Origin of the sequence: Geobacillus zalihae (assembly GCF_030414215.1) — a bacterium.
Lineage (GTDB): Bacteria > Bacillota > Bacilli > Bacillales > Anoxybacillaceae > Geobacillus > Geobacillus zalihae.
Window position 1 is genome coordinate 580,853 of the sequence record NZ_CP129217.1, and the last position, 23,199, is coordinate 604,051.

Below are 23,199 nucleotides of genomic sequence, written 5' to 3' on the forward strand. Positions count from 1 at the left end.
GCTATCCATGCCATTCATATGGATGAAAGAGGACAAGCGGCAAGAAAGGGGCGGCACGCGATGATCATGCTGATCAAAAAATTGCTCGAAACAACCGCCGCGGCGGAAGAAAAAGCCCGGCAGCTCGCTGAGATGGAAACGGATGAGGCATGGGCGGTCTATTTGGCTGAAGCCGAGCGGCAGCGTAAACTTTGGCAATACGTGCATTATTTAGTTGCTGGGGCTAACGCCGACGGTCGAGCGGAAAGAGAGCAAAGCAAAGCAGGCGCACCTCGTTGTGATCTCTTGCAAGCCATGGCGGCGGCTGAGTGGGAAAAAGCGATGTTATGCCAGAACGTCTGCCAAAGCTTAAATGGAGCCGCCAAACAAGCGGTTGATGCTGTGTTCCGCCAGGCGCTTCGCTACAGCGGCCAGTTTCTCGCTATGGCGTACGATGAGCGAGCTCGGCAAACAGCTGATTGAGCCTCTCGAGCCGCCGCGTTTCGATCTCCGGCTCATCAAACACCATCGGCTTGGCGTTGATTTCATAAATGTAAAGCTCGCGTTCGCTTCCGACGCCGATGTCGGCGGAAAACTCGCCGACAAAGCCAAACCGTTCGCCAAGGCGTGCGCCGCTCAAGGCAATAAGCCGCTCGAGCGCCGCTTCATCGATGCGTTCCTTGACTTCTTTGTACGGGAGGATGGTTCCGCCATGAAACACATGGGTCGTCACTGACTCGACGTCGGCCGAACGAACACCGATGCCGGTGATCGTATGGCGGCCGTTGTGCCAATGGGCGAGCACGCGCAAATCGTAGCGGCGTCCATTCCACTCGTCCGTTTCAGCCAATGCTTGGGCGATGTAGCGGCCGGACTGAATGAGTGATGCGAGCGCATCGAGCGAGCAGAACCGTTTTTGGCCGCCCGGATATTCGCAAATGGCTTCCGTCTCCGACAAGGCGGTGAGACGAAACAGCCCCATTCCTCTGGCGCCGTCATCCCGCTTCAAGTAAATGCAGCTGTATTGGCGGAGCCAAGCGCGAAGATCGGCCGCTGTTTGGACAGGCGCCGTCGGCAATAGATGCGGCCAGAGCCGGCGGTCGGACCGCAGCGCGTCATAAACGTCCGATTTGCGGAAAAAAGAGCGGTTGACAAGTGGAACGCCATGGGCGCTCAACTGGGCAGCCGCCGTTTGAAACGGCTCGCTTTCTTCTTCTTCGCGGCTTTTTACTCGATTGTAGACGACATCGGGCAGTGGAGCGGCCGCTTCGATGAAACGATGAATCGTCGGAACGAATACATATCCGGAGACCGTTTTCTCTCCGATGCCGGCGGCCGCACTGACGACGGAGATGCCGCCGGCTTTGTGGATGGAGCGGATGACGGTTTCAAGCCACGGCTTTTTCCCAGCCAGCAAAGCGGAAAGGGACGAGGCGCTGACCAGCACGCCGACGAGCGGTCCCACCCGTCCATATTGCTCGCTTACGGGAAAGACGAGATCGGGAAGGACAGCGGCGGGAGCAACCCAGCCGCTGCCGAATCGATAAGGGCTGCCCGGACTGTTGCACACCCACTCCCCGATGTCAGGACGGTAGCCGATCGTCAGCATGGCCAAAGCGCCTCGGGTTCGGTGATGGCTGTTTTGCTGAGGTGGACGGCGTAAGCGAGCGGCAACCGCGCTGTTCGTTCGTCTGCGTCCTTTAATTTTGGATGCTTAAAAATCGACCGTCCGGGTTTGGAATTGGCTTCAAACATCCAAATCCTTCCTTGTTGGTCAACACCAAGGTCAAAACCGATTTCGCCGATCAACGTTTCTGATGCTTCATCAAGGCAACGGCTGAGCGTAAGGGCGGCGTCAGAAAGACGGGCAAGCATGATTTCGCGCTCGACGGCATCCGGGAAAATTTCTTCCAGCGTTTTGACGATGCCTCCGCTGTTCATATGGGTCGTGATGCTTTGTTTTCCAGCAATTTTGGCGGCGATGGCGCTCACTTGCCATATGCCGTGTTCGTTTTTGTTAACGTGAACGCGGAAATCAGCCGGTCGGCCGTTGACGGCAAGAAGCGGAACCGCTTGTTGGATGACATAGCGGTGAAGCGGCGCATGGGCGAGCAAATGATGCCACACCGCCATGGCGGTCGGAAACAGCACTGTTTGGATTTCTCCGCTTTCATCGCGGAACCGGCATTCATAGGCGTTTTTTTTCGCTACATGATAAATGCCGCGGCCGAGGCTGCCGTCGGCCGGCTTGATGTACGCTTCACGGTAGCGGGCAAGAAACTGCTCAATGGTGTGCTGCGTCACGTGGGCGGACGTCGCCGGCAAATACGGCTGCGCCTTCGGATGAAGAGCGAGCCGGCGGTAAATGTCCCATTTGTTGAAAAAACACCCGTTAAAGATCGGGATGCCGTAGGTGGTTTGCAACGTCTTCGTCATCGTTTGAAACGCTTCCTCCTTTTCGACGCGCCGGTTTGGCAGCCGGTTGTAAACGACATTCGGCAACGGCACCGTATGGCGTTCCCAGCCGCGCTCCGTGTAAAAATAGCCGTTCGTCATGCCGTTTTCCCAGTCAATATGGGGCGCGCCAAACAAAAAGGCAAATCCGCCGACTTGCTTTTCTTGCGCCAGCAGCTTGGCAAAAAAGAAGCTCCGGCTGCCGACCGGGCGGTGGAGCGACTTTGTGAATCCGGCGGTCAAAATGCCGACAAGCGGCCCGAAGTGAACAGCTTCATCGGTCAAAAAGACATGAACGTCAGCGGCAAATGGGATCGACAAGCATCGGGCAACGTCATGCGACACAATCACACGGTCGACAAGACGGGGGGAAGAAATGACCCGGCATGGGGTGACAAGGCTGCCGAACGCGGCTGATGTTTGCCTAGATGCTTGGAGCGTGGCGGGAAGAATCACTGTATTTGTTTGTTTTTCGTCAATGATCAACGTGTAGGTCATTGGCTTTTTCCCCCTCTGGCCAAAAACAAGCAATACCGAAGCGGCGCTTCGTACAGTTCGTTTTGTTGCTCCGGGGGCAGAAGATGCGCCACTTTTCTCCCCGGCTTGGAATTGACATCCAAAATCCACACCGCCCCGTTGTCGGTCGCACCAAGATCCAAGCCGATTTCAAACAAAGGTCCGAACATGTGATCTATATAAACTGGCAGCGTGCGGATGATCGTCTCAACGCCATCGAGCACGAAGAGACGTTTTGAAGAGGAAAGGCGGTCGAGCCACTCGGAAAACGGACGAATGTCCGCGCCGGCGCAGACGTTGGCCACCCATGCCCCCGGTCGGCCGACTCGCACGGCCCGCACCCGCTCCACCCAGTGTCCGTTTTCATCCTTTTGCAAAAGAATGCGGAGGTCAAACGGTTCACCCTCCGGGGTCGATAGCTGAAGCAATGGCTGCAGGACATACTCGCCGCGGCGGCTCCAAGAGGCGAGGAGTTGTTCCAGCTCGCTTCGGCGGGCAATGACGGCCTGTTCTTGACCGTGACTGTCTTGGACGGACAGCGCCTTCCCTTTCTTTTGAAAGATGCCAATACCGCGTCCCCCGGAGCCGTGCACCGGCTTGGCGATGGCGGCTTGTTCGCGGCGGAGAAGCGCAAGCACATCATCGGCGCGCTCAAGACGGACAGTCGGAGGCACGTATGCGGACAAGAGCGGGTGAGAGGAGAGCGCTTCATATACGTCCCATTTGCCCGGCAGGCCATAGCCTAAAAACGTGAGGTCAGGTCGCTGCTTCAACCAGTTCATAATCGGTTTTGCTTTTTTGGACCGCTCATCATGGCCGTAAAAGCAGCGGTCATATAAAAATGGCGGAATGGCAAAGACGGCGTTTGTCCATTCGTTCGTTTCCTTTTGAAAGAGAAAGCCGCGGACGTTTTCCGTCTGCGGATCGATCGATAGCGGTGAAAAGCGGCAGACGGAAATGCCGTAGCGTCTGGCGCGTTTCGCCACCTCCGTGCAATACGTGTGGTCTTGCTGTTCGTCAAGGGTGACAAAACCGAGTGAAAGCAAAACGGTTCACTCCTTTTCTTCCATCAATGTCAAACTATAGTCGATGATCGCCTTCGCCGACGGGCGGACCGATTGGTAGGAAGCGGCCATATCCGTCTGTTTCGACGGCTTCGTATTCACCTCGATGATCCACGGCTGGCCATGGATGTCAATGGCAAGATCAACGCCAAACTCTCCATACAGTCCTTCCGCTTCCGAGGCGAGAACGGCAGCGGATTCCAGTGCGATTTCTCTCAGAAGCTGTTTTTGCTGGAACGCGTCAACTCTCGTGTACCACTTCCGCAAGACATCATTGACCGCCATGAGCTCCCCGCCGCGGGCAAGGTTGGCCACGAATTGGCCGGGCGGCGCGATGCGGGCGACGGCGGAAGTGACGCGCCAATCATGGTGGCGGACGCGATGACAAAGCAGGCGAAAATCGACCGGGCGGCCGTCGAGGGTGCGAAGTTCAAGCCCTTGTTGGATGATCATCGGCGTTCGGATTTGTTGCCGCAAAGCGGAAGCTAAAGCGTCCATCGAACGATATACGGCCGTTGAAGCGGAAGTGGAATGGCGAAGACAAATTCCGTCGTCCGAATGTTGGAGGCAGAAAATCCCTCGCCCTTGGCTGCCATAGATCGGCTTGAGAAAGACGGATGGGAAAGCGTCAAGGAACGCCTCAAGCGTATGTTGACCGCTCCAGAGCGCCGTTTTCGGCAAGTGCGGGTGCAAGTACTCGTGCCGCTCAAAATGGCAGTGCACTTCCCATTTATGCAAAAAGCGATGGTTGAACATCATCCCGTTTTCTTCGGCAAGCCGGGCGAGCAGCTCGGCAAACAAAGGGGAGCGTTCGAGCTTGCGCGAGTGAAGGCGATTGTAAACGACATCGGCTGGAGGCACGTCCCGCTTGCCCCATCCGCTTTCGGTCCACTGATAGCCGACTCCCTCTAAGTAAAGCGCCGGCGAGGATACGTAAAAAAAGAGACCACGCTTTCTAGCATATGCCGCCAATTCCTCGCAAAAATGATGGATGGATCCAAAGGCAGCCCGTTCACTTGTTTCATTGATTTCCGTCAGCACAGCCATCGTTCGTTGTTTGCTCATCGCAGTCCCTCATTTGCGCATTCGTCAGGCAAGCTCTATAATGAACAATTAGGCAAACGTTTATATCGCCATCGTATGATGACGGACGCCGTTTGGTGACAGCGGCGGGGACGGAAGGAGAAGAGGATGGAAACGTTCGTTTATTTGCTGTTTATGGTGGCGGTCGGGGCGCTCATTGGCGGGGTGACGAATTTGATCGCCATCGTGATGCTGTTTCGCCCATATGAGCCGATGTACGTGTTTGGCAAACGGCTGCCGTTTACGCCGGGATTGATTCCAAAGCGGCGGCGGGAGCTGGCCGAACAGCTCGGGAAAACGGTCGTGGAGCATTTGGTGACGCCGGAAGGATTGCGGCGCAAACTCATGGATCCGTCCTTTACGGCCGAGATGGCCGAGTGGGGGCGGGAATGGCTTCGAAAGTGGCTTGCGCGCAAAGAAACGCCGGCTGAGTTGCTTGAACGCCTCGGTATTCGCTCTCCCGCCGAGCGGCTCGAAGCGATGGCGGCCGAGCAAGCTGAGCGAGCGTACGAACGGTGGAGCGAAACGTGGCGTCTGCGGCCGATACGCGATGTATTGCCAGCGGAGTTGAAGCAGACGATGGAAGCGCGCGTCGAAAGTCTAGCGGGTTATTTGGCCGACAGGACGCTTGACTACTTTCGCAGCGAGGAGGGAAAGCAGCAGATTTCCAGCATGATCGAGCGTTTTTTCCAAGAGCGCGGGATGGTTGGAAATATGCTGCAGATGCTGCTTGGCAATGTCCATTTCGTCGATAAGGTGCAGGCGGAGCTCGGTAAATTTTTGCGCCATGCTGGCACAAGAGAGGTGCTCTCCCGCCTTCTTTGGACGGAGTGGAACAAATGGTTGGACTATCCGCTCGCAACCGTGGAAGAGATGATCGGCCGCCGGCGCATCGATGAAGCGGTGCGGTCGGCTGTCCGCCGCTTGGTGCAAAGCGGCGGATGGCTGAACCGTCCGCTTGCCGAACTGCTCGCCCCATACGAACAGCCCTTGTTTGGTCGTCTCATCCCGCAGGCGGCGGAAGCAGCCAGCCGCCTGCTTAGCGGCAAGATTGAGGCAATCGTGGCGCAGCTTGGGCTTGAAGATATCGTCCGTGAACAAGTAGAGTCATTTTCGTTGCAACGGTTGGAAGCGATCATTTTATCGATCGCCCGCCGTGAACTAAAGATGATTACGTATTTGGGCGCCTTGCTTGGCGGGCTGATCGGCGCCGTTCAAGGCGTCATTGGCTTATGGCTGTAGGCTGTGGCATATCGCCGTCAGATGGCGCATACGTTAGAACGTGAACGATATTCGTATAGGAGGCTCTTTTTATGTCTGAACCCCTTCATGCGCTCGCTAGACAGCTTGAGCAGGCGATTCGGGCGAGCGAGCCGTTTCAGCAGCTGAAACGGGCATACGAAGATGTCCGCCGAGATGAAATCGCCTATCGAATGTTCGCGAATGTCCGCGACATCCAGCTTCGGCTCCATGAAAAACAGATGCGCGGGGCGGCCATTTTGCCTGATGAAATCGAACAGGCGCAAAAGGCGATGGCGCTCGCCCAGCAAAACGAGAAACTCGCCCGCCTGATGGCGCTCGAGCAGCAAATGAGCATAACCATTGCCGAGGTTCAGCAAATCGCCATGAAGCCGCTTGAGGAGTTGCACCGTTCATTCATGGAAGGAAGATAGGAAAAACACCCGGTCGGGTGTTCTTTTTTTGTCCGTTTCGTCATAGTCATGAAAATGATAAGGAATGCAAAGCCGCCGCCAGCTTGCTGGCGGCGGCAAGAGAGGTTGAGACGGACAAAAGGGGGAGACAGCCGTGTATAAGCTGTTGGCGCTCAACATTGACGGAACGATTTTAAAAAACAACGGCCGCCTGCCGCGCGAAACGAAAGAGGCGGTCGACTATGTGAAGAAAAAAGGAGTTTATGTTACGTTAATCACGAGCCGCAATTTGCTTTCCGCCCGCAAAGTGGCGAAAGCGCTGCGGCTTGATGGGATGCTCATTGCATTCCAAGGAGCGATGATTGCCAGAACGCTTGATGATAGGCTGTTTGACGCCGTGATCCCTGAGGAGCGGACGTTTAATATCGTGCAAATTTTGGAAAACTTCAACTGCAACATCCGCCTCATGCATGAGCGGTATTCGCTCGGCAATCGGAAGAAAGTGAAGAAAAACCTTGTCGTGCAAACGGTTCTCTCCTCAAGCGACCCGTTTTTCTATCCGACCCAATTTGTCGACTCGCTTGGCGACGTGTTGATGGACGAACCGATCGCTGTGCCGAAAATTGATGTATATTTTGCTACAGACGAAGAGAGGGATGCAGCGGCCGCTTTATTGACGAAATCGATTCCGTCCATTGATATGATTATGCAGCCAAACGGAAAAATGGAAATTGTCCCGCAAGGAGTGTCTAAACTAGCGGGGTTGCGCCGGTTGGCTCAACATATCGGCGTATCGTTGAAAGAAACGGTGATGATCGGTGACGGCCTTGACGATTTGCCGGCGATTGAAGCGGCTGGGCTCGGCGTCGCCATGGGGAACGCGCCGCTTGAGGTGAAGCGGGCGGCCGACTGGGTGACGCGTTCGAACGAACAGCTCGGCGTCGCCTACATGGTGAAAGAACATTTCCGCAAACAGCAACGGATCGAGTTTTTGCAAAAACTCAAAACGAAACAGTAAGAAGCTTGAGCGGGGAGCGAACCGTGAGCGGACAACTGGCGCTTGCCGTTTTCACGAAAATCATAAAAATGAGGCCGGAGCGAATGCCCGGCTTTTTTAATCTAGTTGGCCGGGCGGGAGTCATTTCCATAAAGTCGGTGGCAAAGGTGCATTCTTCCGCTTGACGAAGGAAACAGCCGTTCAGTACACTGAAAGAAGTTTGAAAGAAAAGGTGATGAACGTGCGGATCGAAATTCAAGGACTGCCGCATCCGGAACGGTTTCAGCGCCCGCTCGAAGTGATGACCGAGCTGTTCTTCGAAGCGCCGGAGCTGTCGTTCGCGCCGCTTCCCGAGGCCGATATGGCCGCTATGTTTTCCGTCAAGGAAGACGGGTGCATCGCTGTTTCTGGGACGCTTCTCGACAAGACGTCCGGGCGCGTGGAGGAAGCGCGTCATGAATGCAGCACGCCGGCGGATGCTGACGGGAAAACGTACGAAAAACAGCTGAAAAACGCCGTTTTGCATGTCTATTTGACGTTGCTTGAGCGTTCTACCGGCCTCATTCAGCCGTGGGGCGTGCTGACCGGCGTGCGTCCGGTCAAGCTGCTTCATCAGCTTTTGCGCTCAGGCCTTTCGAAAGAAGAGGCGCACCGGAAGCTGGCTGAAGAGTATTTAGTGACAAACGAAAAAATCGAATTGATGCAAGCGATCGTGGACCGCCAGCTCACGGTCGTGCCGGATTTGTACGATTTGGCCCACGAAGTGAGCATCTATATCGGCATTCCATTTTGCCCAACGAAATGCGCCTATTGCACATTTCCGGCGTACGCCATCAACGGCCGCCAAGGGTCGGTCGACGCCTTTTTGGCCGGCCTTCATTACGAAATGGAGGCGGTCGGCCGCTTTTTGCGCGAGCGCGGCATCCGCATCACAACGATTTACTACGGCGGCGGGACGCCGACGAGCATTACGGCCGACGAGATGGACCGGCTGTACGCTCATATGTATGACGTATTTCCAGACGTCGACCGCGTCCGCGAAATCACGGTCGAAGCCGGGCGTCCGGATACGATTACGCCGGAGAAGCTCGAAGTGTTGAAAAAATGGCGGATCGACCGCATCAGCATTAACCCGCAATCCTACATTCAGGAGACGTTAAAAGCGATCGGGCGCCATCATACCGTTGAAGAAACGATTGAGAAGTTCCACTTGGCGCGGCAGATGGGGATGAACAACATCAACATGGACTTAATCATCGGACTGCCGGGCGAGGGGCTGCCGGAGTTTGTGTATACGCTTGAACAGACGGAACGGCTTCTGCCCGAGTCGCTGACCGTTCATACGCTGTCGTTCAAGCGGGCGTCGGAAATGACAAAGAACAAACAAAAGTACAAAGTCGCCAGCCGCGAGGAAGTGCAGGCGATGATGAAGGCGGCCCAAGAATGGACAAAGGAACACGGTTATGTCCCTTACTATTTGTATCGACAAAAAAACATTCTCGGCAACCTTGAAAACGTCGGCTACGCGCTGCCGGGGAATGAGAGCATCTACAACATCATGATTATGGAAGAGCAACAGTCGATCATCGGCCTTGGCTGCGGGGCATCAAGCAAATTCGTTGATCCGAAAACGCGGAAAATCACCCGCCAGGCGAACCCAAAAGAGCCGAAAGTGTACAACGAGCATTTCGCCGAATATACGGAAGAGAAAATCAATATATTAAAGGAAATATTTGGATAAATAACAACATCCCGGGAACAACCCCGGGGTGTTTTGATTAGCGGTGAAATAAAATGAGCTTGCCGCTGGCATTGACGCAACGGTGTGTTTTGTCCCAACAGCCGCGCTCGCGCAGCTTTTGTTCACCGATTTTTTTCGCTTCTTCATCATTGGCGGCTTCAAACGTTTCATCGAGCAATTTTTCCCCGTCGCGCTCAAACGCGGTCAACGTATACGTCGGCATGTCACCATCTCCTTTCGCTGAATCATCATTCATTTCTCTTTCATTTAGAGGTTGAATCGACAAATTCCTGCTTTTATCTGAAACTTTTTTTAAGATTGTACGTTTTAATAATGTGGGTGGAAAATTTGTTTTACGTTGGGGGAATGTGGATGAGTTTAGAGATCATTGAGGTGACGAAACGGTTTGGTCAGGCGACGGCCGTCGACCATTTAACGTTGACGGTTCCAGAAGGGGAGATGTTCGGATTGCTTGGGGCGAACGGAGCGGGAAAAACGACGACCTTTCGCATGATTTTAGGCCTTCTGCTCCCGACGGAAGGGGTGATCCGTTGGCAAGGCGAACCAATTGATGACTCGAAAAGCCATCTGATCGGCTATTTGCCGGAAGAGCGCGGGTTGTACCCGAAGCTGAAAGTGCAAGAGCAGCTTCTGTATTTAGGGCGGTTGCGCGGAATGAAAAAGACGGATCTTCTTCCGGAAATCGACCGCTGGCTCGAGCGCTTCCATATCCGCGATTACGCCCACAAGCGGGTGGAGGAGCTGTCGAAAGGCAACCAGCAAAAAATCCAGTTTATCGCTGCTGTGCTTCATCGACCGAAGCTATTAATCTTGGATGAGCCATTCAGCGGTCTTGATCCGGTGAATGTTGAACTGTTGAAAGAAGCGGTGCTTGATTTAAAACGGAACGGCACGACCATTGTCTTCTCGAGTCATCGGATGGAACATGTGGAAGAGCTGTGCGAACATGTCTGCATTTTGCGCCGCGGCCGCGCGGTGGTGGCTGGAGCGCTGCGTGAACTGAAACGCTCGTTTGGCAAACAAATACTTGTTATTCAAGGCGACGGGCCGTTTGAAGAATTGGCGCGGTTTCCTGGCGTTTTGCAGTGGAAGAGGACGGCGGAAGGGGTGCGGCTGCAAATCGCCAATGAGGAGACGGCACAAGCGATACTCGGTCATATAGCAGGAAAATTCGCGGTTCGTCTGTTTGCCTTGGAGGAACCGTCTCTGAATGATATCTTTATTGAAAAAGTAGGTGCGGCGTATGAATAAGTTTTTCCTTGTGGCGGTACATACGTATCAGACGAAGCTGAAGGCGAAAGCATTTTTGGTGACCACTGCCATCACTTGCCTGTTGATCATCGGGGTGGCCAACATTCAGCCGATCATTGAGTTTTTCACCGGTGATGAAAAGCCTCATGTCGCGGTCATTGACCGCACGGGATCTTTGTACGGTCCGCTTGAGAAGCAGGCAAACCATAATCAAATCGCGTTGACAAAAATTACGGATATGGAAAACGAAGCGAAAGAAGCAGTCAAAGAAGGCAAATGGGACGGATTGCTCGTATTGTCCAGGGATGCGGAAGGATTGCCGGAAGCGGTGTATTATGCCAATACGATTGTGGACAATCAGACGCCTGAGGAGCTGGAACGAGCGCTGAGCCAGCTGAAAACAGCGCTTTCAGCCGCTAAGCTTGGCCTGACGGATGAACAAATGGCGGAGCTTTACAAACCTGTTCCGTTCCAAAAGGTGGCATTGGAAAAAAACGCGAAGACGGAAGAGGAGTTGAACCAAGCGCGCGCTCTTGTTTATGTCCTTCTTTTCGCGATGTATATGTTCGTTTTGATGTATGGCGGCATGATCGCGACGGAGGTGGCGACGGAAAAATCGTCGCGCGTGATGGAAATTTTAGTGTCAAGCGTCCCGCCGGTCCAACAGCTGTTTGGCAAAATCATCGGCGTTGCGCTTGTCAGCTTGACGCAATTTTTCGTGTTTTTCGCCGTTGCGTTCGCCGCGTTAAAAACGAGCGGGCAGGAAGTGTGGCGTTTCCTCGGATTGGACCACCTGCCGGCCTCGATCTTTGTGTATGCACTCGTTTTTTTCTTGCTCGGTTACCTCTTGTACGCGGTGCTGTTTGCCGTGCTCGGTTCGCTCGTCAGCCGGGTTGAGGACGTGCAGCCGGCGATTACGCCGGTCATGATGTTGGTTGTCGCTGCCTTTATGATCGCGATGTTTGGCTTGAATGCCCCAGAGTCGGCGTTCGTGACCGGCGCTTCGTTCGTTCCTTTTTTCGCGCCGATGCTCATGTTTTTGCGCATCGGCCTCGTGTCCGTGCCGGGGTGGGAAGTGGCGCTTTGCCTTGTGCTTTTGGTGGCGACGATTGTTTTGCTGATCTATTTTGGCGCCAAAGTGTATCGAGGCGGCGTGCTGATGTATGGACGAATGAACATTTTCAAGGATATAAAACAGGCCATCCAGCTGACAAAAAAATAAACAGCGTGACGGGACGTTTGGGCTAATGTTCCCTTGCCGTTTCGGCAAGGCTTTCTTTTTGCCCTTTGCCCGTTATGATATACTAGAAAGTACGTACAGAGAAACGGAGGAGAACGAAGTGGCGAAAGGCATCATCCATTATGAGGTTGGGGAACAAGTTGATCTCTTTTTGCTCATCAAATCCGCAACGAAAGGCATCGCCAGCAACGGCAAGCCGTTCTTGACGTTGATTTTGCAAGATAAAAGCGGCGACATTGAAGCCAAACTGTGGGATGTCTCGCCGGATGACGAAGAGCGGTATGTGCCGGAGTGCATCGTCAAAGTGGCGGGAGACATCCATAACTACCGCGGCAAATTGCAGTTGCGCATCCGTTCGATCCGTCCTGCTCATCCGGGCGATGCGGTGCGCATCGATGACTTTTTGGAGACGGCTCCGCTCGGGCGCGAGGAAATGAAGGCGAAAGTGATGGAATACATATTTGCGATGGAAAATCCAAACATCCAGCGCATTACCCGCTATTTGTTGAAAAAATACGAAAAGGCGTTTTTTGAGTACCCAGCGGCGACGAAAAACCATCATGAATTCATCTCCGGACTGGCGTATCATGTCGTGTCGATGCTTGAACTCGCCAAGGCGCTCGTCCATCTCTATCCGTCGCTCAATAAAGACTTGCTTTATGCCGGCGTCATTTTGCATGACCTTGGCAAAGTGATGGAATTATCTGGTCCGGTATCGACGGCGTATACGCTTGAAGGGAATTTGCTCGGACACATTTCGATCATGGTGAGCGAGATCAGCAAGGCGGCGGAACAGCTCGGCATTCAAGGTGAAGAAGTTGTCATTTTGCAGCATCTTGTGCTCGCGCATCATGGCAAGGCGGAATGGGGCAGCCCGAAGCCGCCGCTTGTCAAAGAAGCCGAGGTGCTTCATTACATTGACAATTTGGATGCGAAAATTACGATGATCGACCGCGCGCTTGAGAAAGTGAAACCAGGTGAATTCACTGAACGCGTCTTTGCCCTTGACAACCGCTCGTTTTACAAACCGGCGTTTTTGTCTGTTTCAAAGCCAAAAAACGCGGGTAGTAAAGAGTAAGGGGCGGACCAAGGGAGGGATGGATCATGATCGAACCGATCATTGAAATCGTCCCGACGGCTCAGTATGAACAGGCGAAAGAAGAGTTGAACGAGCTGCGCCGACAGTGGAAGAAAGCGAAGAAGAAAACAAAGAAGAAGCGAAACGAAGCATAAGCGTTGTCCCTAAGAAAGAGGCGGCTTTCCCGCCTCTTTCTCCATGCATACTGCCCCCTTGTTGCGCGTATAGTGTACTAAGACAAGACAAGCATACAAGGGGGAATGGCGATGCTCAGTTTGCCTTGGTGGGTGTATTTGGTTGTTGCCGGTATTATTTTCAGCGGCTATATGACCGTAAAAACGGCGGCGCGCGAGCGGGAAATTGACGAAGCATTTATTGAAAAAGAAGGGGAGATTTACATGGAGCGCATCCGAAAGGAGCGCGAGCGGCGGAAACAAGCGAAGTCCTTGCAATAGCAGGGACTTTCTTTTTTTGGAAGATTTCATTTGAAAGCGTTTTTTTCGAAAAATTCTCTTTCTTTTTTTGCGAATCGTGTTAGGATAATAATATCAATGGACTACCAGGAGGCAAAGTGAGGGATGACAATGAAACGCGCGTACAACTTCAACGCCGGCCCGTCAGCGCTGCCGCTTCCGGTGCTTGAGCGGGCGCAAAAAGAGCTCCTTAATTTTCAAAACACCGGCATGTCGGTGATGGAATTAAGCCACCGAAGCAAGGAATACGAGGCTGTCCATAATGCGGCGAAAGAGCGGCTCAAGCGGCTTCTAAATGTGCCGGACGGATATGACATTTTATTTTTGCAAGGCGGGGCGAGCCTGCAGTTTTCCATGGTGCCGATGAACCTCCTCACGGAAGGGAAAATCGGCTGTTATGTGCTGACCGGGGCGTGGTCGGAGAAAGCGCTGAAAGAAGCGCAAAAAATCGGTTTGACAACGGTCGTCGCTTCGAGCAAAGAAGCGAACTACACATACATTCCGCCGCTTGATGACGTCCAATGGCCGAAAAACGCCGCCTATGTCCATATTACGTCAAACAACACGATCTTCGGCACTCAATGGAAGGAATTTCCGAACACGCCGGTTGACTTGGTCGCGGATATGTCGAGCGATATTTTAAGCCGTCCGTTCGATGTCAGTCAATTTGCCCTCATTTACGCCGGGGCGCAGAAAAATCTCGGCCCGTCAGGAGTCACGGTTGTCATTCTCCGCAACGATTTGCTTGAGCGCATTCCGGACGGGCTGCCGACGATGCTTGATTACCGGACGCACCAGAAGAGCAATTCGCTGTACAACACGCCGCCGACGTTTGCGATTTACATGCTGTCGCTCGTGCTCGAATGGGTCGAAGAGCAAGGCGGTGTGGCGGCGATGGAAGAGCGCAGCCAGCAAAAGGCAGCCGTGCTGTATGAGGCGATTGATGAAAGCGGCGGCTTTTACAAACCGCACGCCGAAAAGGGGAGCCGTTCGCTCATGAACGTCACCTTTACGCTTCCAAATGAGGAGCTGACGAGAACGTTCCTCGCCGAGGCGAAAGAACGCGGGTTTGTCGGGCTCGGCGGGCACCGATCGGTCGGCGGCTGCAGGGCGTCGATTTACAACGCGGTGCCGCTTGAGGCGTGCGAAGCGCTCGCGTCGTTCATGAACGAGTTCCGCCGCCGTTTTGCCTGAAAATTTCTTCTTCACTTTTACACTGCAAAGTGATATAATGATAGAAAAATTCTCGAGCAAAAGATATAGACGAGGAGAGATGAGGAGAGATGAGCATGAATGTGAGAGCATTAGTATCGATGGCGCTGTTAGTCGGAATCGGAGCCGTGTTGCACGCGGTCATTCCGGGGTTGTTTTTCGGAATGAAGCCGGATATGATGCTGGCGATGATGTTTTTGGCGATTTTGCTTTTTCCGAACGTCAAAGCGGTCGGCCTTGTCGGCGTCGTCACTGGCTTGATCTCAGCCATGACGACGACGTTCCCGGGCGGACAGCTGCCGAATATGATCGATAAGATCATCACCGCCTTTGTCGTGTTTGCCCTAGCGACTTTGATGAAAGCATACAGCCAAACGGTCATTGGGGCTTCAGTGCTGGCGGCTGTCGGCACCGTCATTTCCGGGGCGGTGTTTTTAACCGCGGCGCTCCTTATTGTTGGGTTGCCGGGTGGAACGACCTTTTCTGCGCTGTTTGTCACGATTGTGCTGCCAACCGCGGCGTTAAATGCGGTGGCCATGGCCATTATCTATCCGATTGCGGCGTCCATTTTCCGGCGGATGAACGTCACAGCACACGTGTAAACGGCAAAAAACCCGATCATGGCTGGTCGGGTTTTTTGCTATCAAAGAGAGAGTAGGAAAAAAATACTTATGCTCTCAGGCGTGTTGATTAACCATTAAAAACCAGTTGAAATCGCTCTATTATCAGCTTTTTCTGCCGTAGTCGGCAAGCGAACCGCTTGCCGACTGGGCATGCTGTACGCATGCCTTCCTCGAACAATGAACGCTTTGCGGGCAAATGACATTTGCCCGCCGGCGTTCTTGTTCGAGGGAAGAGGCAGAAAAGCTTGTGTTCAGTCAAATGATTCTGTGCTTTTAGTAAAATAATGGATCATCAACACTCGTGTTATGCTCCATTTGTTTTTAACGCGTATTAGACATAGCTGAGAAGCCAAGCGGTGAGCAAGCAAATGAACGCTATTCCAATATAGCGCAAAGTCCGTTCTTTCAGCAATGCTTTCGGCGGGTACGCCCGCGCTTTCCATAAGGCGAAAAATGCGTTTATAAAAAGACAGAAAAATAAGAATCCGACAGCGATAAGCAGCCATTGTATATACACCATGGCATTCTCCTCCTGTATGCGCTAAGCGCCTTATGCTTACTACTATGAATATGCAAAAAAAATCATAAAAATAAATACTTTTGTCTTTATTCCTTTTTGTTTTATTGATATAATGGAGAGTAAAAAATACGGTGAGGGAAGAGTGGGTGGAACGATGAAAGCGACAGAACAGCATTATTCCATCAAAGAGGCGATGTTATTCAGCCAACGAATTGCCCAGCTGAGCAAAGCGCTATGGAAATCCATTGAAAAAGATTGGCAACGGTGGATCAAGCCGTTTGACTTGAACATTAACGAACATCACATTTTATGGATCGCCTACCACTTCAAAGGGGCCTCGATTTCGGAAATCGCCAAGTTCGGTGTGATGCATGTGTCGACGGCGTTCAACTTCTCAAAGAAATTAGAAGAAAAAGGATTGCTTTCGTTTTCCAAAAAACAGGATGACAAGCGCAATACGTACATTGAGTTGACGGAAAAAGGCGAAGAAGTGTTGATGAAGCTGATGGAGACGTATGACCCGACGAAAAATGCCGTTTTCAATGGGGCGTTGCCGTTGCGCGAGTTGTACGGAAAGTTTCCAGAAATTTTAGAAATGATGTGCATCGTCCGCAATATTTATGGCGATGATTTCATGGAAATTTTTGAGCGGGCGTTTGAAAACATTAAAGAAGACTTTATCGAGCAGGACGGCAAACTTGTCAAGCGAAAGCCGAAAACGGAAGAGCACGAGAAAGAATTGGCCAGCCAGGCTAACTGATGGTGCGAATGAGCGTTTTCAGCTCGGTCATCAGCGGGACAAACATTTGTTGGGCCAAAAGAGCGTCAACTGTCTGTTCCAGCGGAAGGTTCGGATGAAGCATCCCAGCAAACTGCACGAGCAGGGGAGTGAAAATCGTCAACCCTTCCGCTTTTTGCTGTTCGTATTGGTCGGCAAGCTCTTGGCAAAACGCCAAGAAGGCGTCGACTTCTTCTTTGGTCAAATCCGCGCGGATGATGAGGGAATAAAATGGTTTTTTCGTTTCGTCGATCATTTCCATCAGCAGAGACTGGTGAAATTCCAGCTTGGCCACTCGCTTTTCCAACGATTCCATATATCGTGCTCCTTTTGGTGACGAAAATGTGACCGTTTTTACGTATATTTTACCGAATTTGTGCGCATTCACCAATAGAAAAATCGGTTTGTGTCCGGAAAAAGAAAAATGATTGATTTCCCGCCATGAACGATGTAAAGTTAAAGCCATGGGCGGCGTTTGGCGAAGAATCAAAGAGGAGGGGAACAGTTTTGGTGCTTTATTTCATCCTCCTGGCGGTTACGGTCTTATTTTTTATCAACCAGCTCACACACTCGCTTTGCGCGCAGCGTGACATCCCGGAGGAGCAGCAGCCGGCGGTTTTTCGCACGATCAATGTCCTTATTACGATTTTATTAATCTCTTCTTACTTTGAAGTGTTGTTTACATAACTTTTCTCTCTTCTAACGGTTGATGCGGGGATTGTTATGTTTTCCTTTTGATGGAGCGAGTTCCATTGTCGTTGCCTCTCCCTTCGTTTCAAGGAAGGCGGCAAAAAAAGGGTGCTCCTTTTGCGGGAGCACCCTCTTTCGTTTAGTAGATGACGCAGGCGCAGCCGACAATGATTAGCAAAATAAACAGCACAACAATCAACGCAAAGCCTCCGGAATAAGGTGCGCTCATCGTAACACCCCCTTTCGGCAAGAAGAAGCCTGTCGAGCGCTTCATCCTCATCATATGTATGGCAAGCGTGCATGTTATGGGCGGATGACTAAAGCGGAAAGAGGTTTTTTTTTCGTTGGAAATATGGTATAGTTATTGTCGTGGCTGAAGAGGCGAGCATGTTGTTTCTTGGGCGCGCTTGGGCGCCATTCGATCTGCGCCGCTTGAAAGCGTGGGAACATTCAATCGAAAAAAGATGTAGGAGTTGTGAAGCGAATGAAAAAATGGATGATGGCCGCTGCCGTCGTTTCGCTCATGGCTTTGTCGGCCTGCAGCAACGACGGTTCGGAAGCGATTGTGGAAACGAAAAACGGCAATATTACGAAAGACGAATTTTATAATGAGATGAAAGAGCGCGTCGGCAAATCCGTCCTTCGTGATTTGATTGACGAAAAAGTGTTGAGCAAAAAATACAAGGTAACCGATGAAGAGATCGACCGCGAAATCGAACGAATCAAGGAGGCGTATGGAACGCAATATGATTTGGCCGTGCAGCAGAACGGAGAAAAAGTGATCCGCGAAATGGTCAAGCTCGATTTGCTGCGGACGAAAGCGGCCGTTGAAGACATAAAAGTGACGGAGAAAGAGCTGAAGGAGTATTATGACAACTACAAACCGAAAATTCGTGCCAGCCATATTTTGGTCAAAGATGAAAAAACAGCAAAAGAAGTAAAGGCGAAGCTTGATAAAGGCGAGGATTTCGCCAAGTTGGCCAAAGAATACTCCCAAGATCCAGGCTCGGCGTCCAACGGCGGCGATTTAGGCTGGTTTGGCCCAGGGAAAATGGTCAAGGAGTTTGAAGAAGCCGCCTATAAGCTGAAAGTCGGCGAAGTGAGCGATCCGGTGAAAACGGATTACGGCTACCATATCATTAAAGTGACGGACAAAGAAAAGAAAAAGTCGTTCAACGAAATGAAAGACGAAATTGCGTTTGAAGTCAAACGGAACAAGCTTGATCCTACGACGATGCAGTCAAAAGTGGACAAATTGGTGAAAGATGCCGGTGTTGAGATCAAAGACAAAGATTTGCAAGATGTGATCGAGCAGCAAGGAAAACAGTAAAAAACGGAAGCAGAACATCCCTGCTTCCGTTTTTTTATTTGTGGGCTTGACCTTTCTGCTGTTCAACAACGGGAGATCAGCCGAGCTGCTCGCGAATGGCGGCCGCGATCGCCTGCAGGTCAGCGGGCGTATAGTCGCTTGCATGCGACTTCCAGACCGCGCCAAACCCATCCCCTTTGCCGTAGCGTGGAATGAGGTGAAGATGGTAATGGAACACCGTCTGCCCCGCTTGCTCGCCATTGTTGTTCAGTAAGTTGAGCCCGACCGGGGAAAATGCTCGCCTGAGTGCATTGGCAATCGTCGGCACTGCGCGAAACAGTTGGCCGGCCGCCTCCGACGTGAGGGTGAAAATGTTTTCCGTATGTACTTTCGGGATGACAAGCGTATGCCCTTTTGTCACTTGGCTGATGTCCAAAAACGCGAGCACATGGTCGTCTTCGTACACTTTCGCCGCAGGCAATTCGCCGTTAATGATTTTGCAAAAAATGCAATCGCTCACTGTGGTCACCCTTTCCTTCCTATTTTCTTCATTTTACCATAAAAAAACCGGGATGTAATCCCGCAACGCAGGTTACATCCCAGTTGGTGAAAAGGGGAGAGGATGATTCAAGCAAATGTGCGTTTGATGAACACCCCATTTGCAGCAAAAATTGGTTCGGCGTGAGCGCTTCCTTTGTTCAACGTGACCATCCCCTTTGGACAGGCTCGTTGCTTCCCAGCAACGAATGCGATGGTCGCTTCCTAGGAACGTTTACAACGTTTTGCGGCTCACAACGGTGTCTTTGACGAACACCCCATTTCGGATGGATCGTTCATCAACTTTTTGATTCCTCATCCCCTCTTCGCTATTTATCATGCCCGGCTTGAGTGAGTTTATGCAAAAGAACGGTGTGATCTTTTTTGGTAAGCGAGGCTATCGTTTGGTACAATGGGGACAAAGGCCAGAACGGAAAGGGAGCGGACGATGACGCTTTTAGAAGTGAAGGATCTATCCGGAGGCTACACGGCGCAAAACGTGCTTGAAGACGTGACGTTTGCGGTCGACCGCGGCGAAATGGTCGCCTTGATCGGCCTGAATGGAGCCGGCAAAAGCACGACGATCAAACATATTATCGGCTTGATGGAACCGCGCCGCGGCGCGATTTCCATTAACGGCTATCGGCTTGCGGACGGGCGGGAAACGTATCGAAGGCAGTTTGCTTATATCCCGGAAACGCCGGTGTTGTATGAAGAATTGACGCTTGAGGAACATTTGCGTCTAGCGGCGATGGCGTACGGGTTGAGCGAAGCAGAGTATGAACGCCGCCTTCCGCCGCTGCTTCGCGAGTTTCGATTGGAGCGGCGGCTTTCCTCGTTTCCGGCTCATTTTTCGAAAGGAATGAAGCAAAAAGTCATGATTGTATGCGCCTTTTTGCTTGAACCGCCGCTTTATATCATCGATGAGCCGTTTCTCGGCCTCGATCCGCTTGCCATTCACGCCCTGCTTGAGCGAATGAATGAACAGAAAGAGAAGGGGGCGGGCATTTTGCTGTCGACGCACATTTTAGCGACGGCAGAGCGGTATTGCGACTCATTTGTGATTTTGCACAACGGCCGCGTCAAAGCCAAAGGGACGCTCGATGACATTCGCCGCCAGTTCGGGCTCTGGGGGGCGTCGCTTGATGAACTGTACGTCGAATTGACAAAGGACGATGCGCCATGATTGACGCCCGCCGTCTTTGGAAGCAGCGTTTCCAAGCGGAATGGCGAAAACGGATCCGCTACTTGCGCTATATGTTCAACGACCATTTGCTCGTCGGTTTGATCATTGTGCTTGGCGGCATAGCGGTGATGTACGAGCGCTTTGCGGCGGCGCTTCCTGACTCGTTTCCGTATCCGGCTATTGCGGCGGTCGTGTTCGGCTGGGCGGCGGCTGCTGGATCAGTGCGCACCTTGTTCCGCGAGGCGGATGCGGTGTTTTTGTTGCCGGCGGAAGAACGGCTGGGTCCGTATATTCAGCGGGCGTTTTTCGTCTCATGGTTATGGCAGGCGTACGGCCTTTCTTTGCTTTTGCTGTTGGCGGGTCCACTGCATGCTCGCTTTTCCCCGGTGTCATGGCCGCTTTTTTTGTTCGGTCTTTTCTGCTTCAAAGGATGGAGCTTATGGGCCAGTTGGCAAGGAAGCTACATCGCCGATCCGTCTTTTCATCGCTTTGGCGCATTTACCCGTTTCAGCCTAGCGGCGGTGTTCGTTTATTTGGTGCTGGTTGCGGCCCCATGGCCATTTTTCGTCGTTTTGGTCGGTTTGATGGTTGTTCTGTCCATCTGTTTGTCAAGATTGGTCAGAGGTAAAACATGGAAATGGGAACGGATCATCGCGGAAGAACAGCGAGCGGCCACGGCGTTTTACCGGTTGGCCAACTTGTTTACCGACGTTCCGGAATGGCGGGAGGCGGCGAAGCGGCGGCGCTGGCTTGATCCGCTGCTCGCTTTGATACCGTACGACGAGCGGCATGTGTTTTTTCATTTGTATGCCCGCACGTTTTTGCGCGCCGGCGGGTATGCTGGTCTATATGTCCGCCTCACTGCGATCGGAGGCGTCATGCTGGCTGTGATCGATCACCAATACGGGCGGGCGGGCATCGCATTTTTGTTTCTTTACGCGACCGCTGTTCAATTGGCCGCGCTGCCTTCCCATCATCGCTATTTGCTATGGCCGCGGCTGTACCCGTTGCCGCAGGCGCAACCGGATGCTGCGGCGGTTCGGTTGCTTTCCATTCTGCTGATTGGGCAAAATACGATATTCCATCTCGTACTGTTGGCTGTTTCCCCGCGCCTTCTTTGGCTCGCCACTTGGCTTGGCGGAAATATATGGGGGCTTTGGACGGCAGGGCGGTACGTGCGCCTGCAGCGTGGGCAGAAAGCCGGACGCTAGCGCTGTTTGCGCTGGCGCCGGCGTTTTTCATTCTTCAATGGATGGCCAAAGCTTTCACACCTTTTTTCCCGCTTCATATGCTGTAGTACACTGGCCTGGGCGCATGTCCGGCGGTCAGGCTGGAAGTCGGGAAGAAAGGGGAATGAATCATGGGTGTAGAGCTTGTAGCGTTGCACTGGATTTACTTGCTGTTCATCGTGCTCATTATTGGGTTTATGGTCGCCCGCAAAGATACATCGCTCATTTGCATTGCCGGCATCTTTTTATTGGCGGCGGTCGCTACCCATTCGTTGAGCGCGGCGGTCAGCGGAGTGTTTAACAGCTTTATTTACGCGATTACGGAGCTATTGCCGACGATTTTAGTCATCTCTATTATTGTGGCGATGAGCAAAGTGTTGTCGGCCACCGGCATCAATGATGTCATGGTTTCGCCGTTTGTCCGTTTCATCCGTACGCCGGCTTGGGCGTATTGGACGATCGGAATTTTGATGATGATCATTTCTTGGTTTTTCTGGCCGTCTCCGGCTGTTGCTCTCATGGGGGCAGTTCTGTTGCCGGCAGCGGTCCGAGTGGGCTTGCCGGCGTTGGGAGTGGCGATGGCGATGAACTTGTTCGGGCATGGCATCGCGCTTTCCGGCGATTTTATCATCCAAGGGGCGCCGAAATTAACGGCCGATGCCGCCGGGCTGCCGGTCGGCGATGTCATCGCTGCCAGTGTGCCGCTTGTTTTTGTCATGGGGGCCGTCACAACGGTCACGGCGTTTTACTTGCTGCGCCGTGACATGAAGCGAGGGCGACTGGCAAGCGGGGAGGCGGAAATGGCTGCAACGGTCGATTCGACGCTGGAAAAAACAAGTCATTTCCTGACGGGACAAACGAAAAAATGGCTTGCGCTGTTGATTCCGATTTTGTTCGCCCTTGATGTCATCGCGATGTTTTATTTGCGGTTGCAAGGCGGGGAAGCGACCGCCTTGGTCGGTGGGACGGCGATTTTCATTTTGATTCTCATCTCCGTTCTCGCCCATCGGCAAGAAAGTTTTGCGGAAGTGACCCATTACTTTATTGAAGGGTTTCAGTTCGGGTTTAAAGTGTTCGGCCCTGTTATTCCGATCGCCGCGTTTTTCTATCTTGGCGATGCGGGGTTTGTGAAAATCATCGGCGACTATTTGCCGCAGGCATCGCAAGGCATCGTCAACGATTTAGGGGTTGCCTTGGCTCATGCGATGCCGCTGAACAATGAGGTGGGAGCGGTTACACTTACGATCGTCGGGGCGATTACTGGTCTTGACGGCTCCGGGTTTTCCGGCATCTCGCTCGCCGGTTCGATCGCCCATTTGTTTTCTGTAGCGATCGGCGGCGGAGCGGCAACGTTGACGGCGCTCGGCCAAATCGCCGCCATTTGGGTCGGCGGCGGCACGCTCGTTCCGTGGGCGCTCATTCCAGCCGCAGCGATCTGCGGGGTTGACCCGTTTGAGCTGGCGCGCCGCAACCTCATTCCTGTTGCTGTCGGCTTGGTGGTTACGACCGTTGTCGCCATGTTTCTCATCTGAACAGAAAGCTGTCCCGTGCGGCCGGGGCAGCTTT

27 protein-coding genes are annotated in these 23,199 nt (G+C 52.7%); 18 read left to right on the forward strand and 9 right to left on the reverse strand.

The window, feature by feature from the left end:
* The first annotated feature begins 60 nt into the window (after window positions 1-60).
* Window positions 61-462 (forward strand): hypothetical protein, encoded by a 402-nt coding sequence (locus QWV57_RS03005; RefSeq protein WP_011230138.1) that lies wholly within the window; start codon window positions 61-63, stop codon window positions 460-462.
* On the opposite strand, the gene QWV57_RS03010 is transcribed toward QWV57_RS03005, so the two are convergent.
* Genes QWV57_RS03010 through QWV57_RS03025 form a run of 4 tightly spaced genes read right to left on the reverse strand, consistent with a single transcriptional unit; the run spans window position 422 to window position 5,078 of the window.
* Window positions 422-1,588: a YheC/YheD family endospore coat-associated protein gene (locus QWV57_RS03010; protein ID WP_081132734.1), complete on the reverse strand. Its 1,167-nt coding sequence runs from the start codon at window positions 1,586-1,588 to the stop codon at window positions 422-424. The two genes, QWV57_RS03005 and QWV57_RS03010, sit on opposite strands and share 41 nt — an antisense overlap.
* Window positions 1,582-2,931, reverse strand: a complete 1,350-nt coding sequence (locus QWV57_RS03015) for a YheC/YheD family endospore coat-associated protein (RefSeq protein ID WP_015374022.1) — start codon at window positions 2,929-2,931, stop codon at window positions 1,582-1,584. Before QWV57_RS03015 ends, QWV57_RS03010 begins: the two co-directional genes overlap by 7 nt.
* Window positions 2,928-3,995 carry a YheC/YheD family endospore coat-associated protein gene (locus QWV57_RS03020; protein WP_129446776.1) on the reverse strand — a complete coding sequence of 356 codons (1,068 nt, stop codon included), beginning with the start codon at window positions 3,993-3,995 and terminating at the stop codon, window positions 2,928-2,930. The genes QWV57_RS03015 and QWV57_RS03020 overlap by 4 nt, the downstream gene beginning before the upstream one ends.
* A 6-nt stretch (window positions 3,996-4,001) precedes the next feature.
* Window positions 4,002-5,078, reverse strand: coding sequence for a YheC/YheD family endospore coat-associated protein (locus QWV57_RS03025; protein ID WP_015374024.1), 1,077 nt, complete (start codon window positions 5,076-5,078; stop codon window positions 4,002-4,004).
* A gap of 126 nt (window positions 5,079-5,204) precedes the next feature.
* Here QWV57_RS03025 and QWV57_RS03030 point away from each other — a divergent pair, with 126 nt between their 5' ends.
* The 4 genes from QWV57_RS03030 to QWV57_RS03045 all read left to right on the forward strand — a co-directional run bounded on the left by QWV57_RS03030 (window position 5,205) and on the right by QWV57_RS03045 (window position 9,486).
* Window positions 5,205-6,338: a DUF445 domain-containing protein gene (locus QWV57_RS03030; RefSeq protein WP_015374025.1), complete on the forward strand. Its 1,134-nt coding sequence runs from the start codon at window positions 5,205-5,207 to the stop codon at window positions 6,336-6,338.
* A gap of 71 nt (window positions 6,339-6,409) precedes the next feature.
* A complete protein-coding gene (locus QWV57_RS03035) occupies window positions 6,410-6,769 on the forward strand; it encodes a YlbF/YmcA family competence regulator (protein WP_013146245.1) in 360 nt (119 codons plus the stop codon).
* A 133-nt stretch (window positions 6,770-6,902) separates the two neighbouring features.
* Complete coding sequence (locus QWV57_RS03040) at window positions 6,903-7,766, forward strand: Cof-type HAD-IIB family hydrolase (protein ID WP_015374026.1); 864 nt, start codon at window positions 6,903-6,905, stop codon at window positions 7,764-7,766.
* A gap of 214 nt (window positions 7,767-7,980) precedes the next feature.
* Window positions 7,981-9,486 (forward strand): coproporphyrinogen III oxidase, encoded by a 1,506-nt coding sequence (locus tag QWV57_RS03045; RefSeq protein WP_129446777.1) that lies wholly within the window; start codon window positions 7,981-7,983, stop codon window positions 9,484-9,486.
* A gap of 37 nt (window positions 9,487-9,523) precedes the next feature.
* Here QWV57_RS03045 and QWV57_RS03050 read toward each other — a convergent pair whose 3' ends face one another.
* Window positions 9,524-9,709, reverse strand: a complete 186-nt coding sequence (locus QWV57_RS03050) for a YhzD family protein (protein WP_015374028.1) — start codon at window positions 9,707-9,709, stop codon at window positions 9,524-9,526.
* Window positions 9,710-9,858: 149 nt separating this feature from the next.
* On the opposite strand from QWV57_RS03050, the gene QWV57_RS03055 reads away from it, so the two are divergent.
* The 7 genes from QWV57_RS03055 (at window position 9,859) to QWV57_RS03085 (ending at window position 15,363) form a co-directional block, all read left to right on the forward strand.
* A complete protein-coding gene (locus QWV57_RS03055) occupies window positions 9,859-10,758 on the forward strand; it encodes an ABC transporter ATP-binding protein (RefSeq protein WP_060788464.1) in 900 nt (299 codons plus the stop codon).
* Window positions 10,751-11,980 (forward strand): ABC transporter permease, encoded by a 1,230-nt coding sequence (locus QWV57_RS03060; protein WP_129446778.1) that lies wholly within the window; start codon window positions 10,751-10,753, stop codon window positions 11,978-11,980. The genes QWV57_RS03055 and QWV57_RS03060 overlap by 8 nt, the downstream gene beginning before the upstream one ends.
* A gap of 118 nt (window positions 11,981-12,098) precedes the next feature.
* Window positions 12,099-13,076, forward strand: a complete 978-nt coding sequence (yhaM, locus tag QWV57_RS03065; RefSeq protein ID WP_033005724.1) for a 3'-5' exoribonuclease YhaM — start codon at window positions 12,099-12,101, stop codon at window positions 13,074-13,076.
* A 26-nt stretch (window positions 13,077-13,102) separates the two neighbouring features.
* Window positions 13,103-13,231 (forward strand): hypothetical protein, encoded by a 129-nt coding sequence (locus tag QWV57_RS03070; protein ID WP_013523055.1) that lies wholly within the window; start codon window positions 13,103-13,105, stop codon window positions 13,229-13,231.
* A 111-nt stretch (window positions 13,232-13,342) separates the two neighbouring features.
* Window positions 13,343-13,531 (forward strand): sporulation YhaL family protein, encoded by a 189-nt coding sequence (locus tag QWV57_RS03075; protein ID WP_011230152.1) that lies wholly within the window; start codon window positions 13,343-13,345, stop codon window positions 13,529-13,531.
* Window positions 13,532-13,660: 129 nt separating this feature from the next.
* A complete protein-coding gene (serC, locus tag QWV57_RS03080; RefSeq protein ID WP_033024819.1) occupies window positions 13,661-14,743 on the forward strand; it encodes a 3-phosphoserine/phosphohydroxythreonine transaminase in 1,083 nt (360 codons plus the stop codon).
* A 95-nt stretch (window positions 14,744-14,838) separates the two neighbouring features.
* Window positions 14,839-15,363, forward strand: a complete 525-nt coding sequence (locus QWV57_RS03085; RefSeq protein WP_033005728.1) for a tryptophan transporter — start codon at window positions 14,839-14,841, stop codon at window positions 15,361-15,363.
* Between the two features lie 352 nt (window positions 15,364-15,715).
* Here QWV57_RS03085 and yhzF read toward each other — a convergent pair whose 3' ends face one another.
* Window positions 15,716-15,904 (reverse strand): membrane protein YhzF, encoded by a 189-nt coding sequence (gene yhzF / locus QWV57_RS03090; protein WP_013146234.1) that lies wholly within the window; start codon window positions 15,902-15,904, stop codon window positions 15,716-15,718.
* A gap of 154 nt (window positions 15,905-16,058) precedes the next feature.
* Between yhzF and QWV57_RS03095 the strand changes: the two genes are divergently transcribed.
* Window positions 16,059-16,664 (forward strand): HTH-type transcriptional regulator Hpr, encoded by a 606-nt coding sequence (locus QWV57_RS03095; protein WP_011230156.1) that lies wholly within the window; start codon window positions 16,059-16,061, stop codon window positions 16,662-16,664.
* Here QWV57_RS03095 and QWV57_RS03100 read toward each other — a convergent pair.
* Window positions 16,657-16,998, reverse strand: a complete 342-nt coding sequence (locus QWV57_RS03100; RefSeq protein ID WP_011230157.1) for a YhaI family protein — start codon at window positions 16,996-16,998, stop codon at window positions 16,657-16,659. The two genes, QWV57_RS03095 and QWV57_RS03100, sit on opposite strands and share 8 nt — an antisense overlap.
* Before the next feature lie 191 nt (window positions 16,999-17,189).
* On the opposite strand from QWV57_RS03100, the gene QWV57_RS03105 reads away from it, so the two are divergent.
* Complete coding sequence (locus QWV57_RS03105; protein WP_011230158.1) at window positions 17,190-17,369, forward strand: hypothetical protein; 180 nt, start codon at window positions 17,190-17,192, stop codon at window positions 17,367-17,369.
* Between the two features lie 142 nt (window positions 17,370-17,511).
* Here the strand turns inward: QWV57_RS03105 and QWV57_RS03110 are convergent, their stop codons facing one another.
* Window positions 17,512-17,601: a YjcZ family sporulation protein gene (locus QWV57_RS03110; protein ID WP_021322511.1), complete on the reverse strand. Its 90-nt coding sequence runs from the start codon at window positions 17,599-17,601 to the stop codon at window positions 17,512-17,514.
* 255 nt (window positions 17,602-17,856) lie between these two features.
* On the opposite strand from QWV57_RS03110, the gene QWV57_RS03115 reads away from it, so the two are divergent.
* A complete protein-coding gene (locus QWV57_RS03115) occupies window positions 17,857-18,702 on the forward strand; it encodes a peptidylprolyl isomerase (protein ID WP_033006718.1) in 846 nt (281 codons plus the stop codon).
* Window positions 18,703-18,778: 76 nt separating this feature from the next.
* Here QWV57_RS03115 and QWV57_RS03120 read toward each other — a convergent pair whose 3' ends face one another.
* Window positions 18,779-19,201 carry an HIT family protein gene (locus tag QWV57_RS03120; protein ID WP_014194996.1) on the reverse strand — a complete coding sequence of 141 codons (423 nt, stop codon included), beginning with the start codon at window positions 19,199-19,201 and terminating at the stop codon, window positions 18,779-18,781.
* 465 nt (window positions 19,202-19,666) lie between these two features.
* On the opposite strand from QWV57_RS03120, the gene QWV57_RS03125 reads away from it, so the two are divergent.
* The 3 genes from QWV57_RS03125 to QWV57_RS03135 all read left to right on the forward strand — a co-directional run bounded on the left by QWV57_RS03125 (window position 19,667) and on the right by QWV57_RS03135 (window position 23,165).
* Entirely contained in the window at window positions 19,667-20,404 is a 738-nt protein-coding gene (locus tag QWV57_RS03125; RefSeq protein ID WP_015374041.1) for an ABC transporter ATP-binding protein, read from the forward strand.
* The gene (locus QWV57_RS03130; protein ID WP_129446779.1) at window positions 20,401-21,615 is read left to right on the forward strand and encodes an ABC transporter permease; all 1,215 of its coding nucleotides are present in this window, start codon (window positions 20,401-20,403) and stop codon (window positions 21,613-21,615) included. Before QWV57_RS03125 ends, QWV57_RS03130 begins: the two co-directional genes overlap by 4 nt.
* Before the next feature lie 149 nt (window positions 21,616-21,764).
* Window positions 21,765-23,165 carry a hypothetical protein gene (locus QWV57_RS03135; protein ID WP_060788459.1) on the forward strand — a complete coding sequence of 467 codons (1,401 nt, stop codon included), beginning with the start codon at window positions 21,765-21,767 and terminating at the stop codon, window positions 23,163-23,165.
* The last annotated feature ends 34 nt before the right edge of the window (window positions 23,166-23,199 follow it).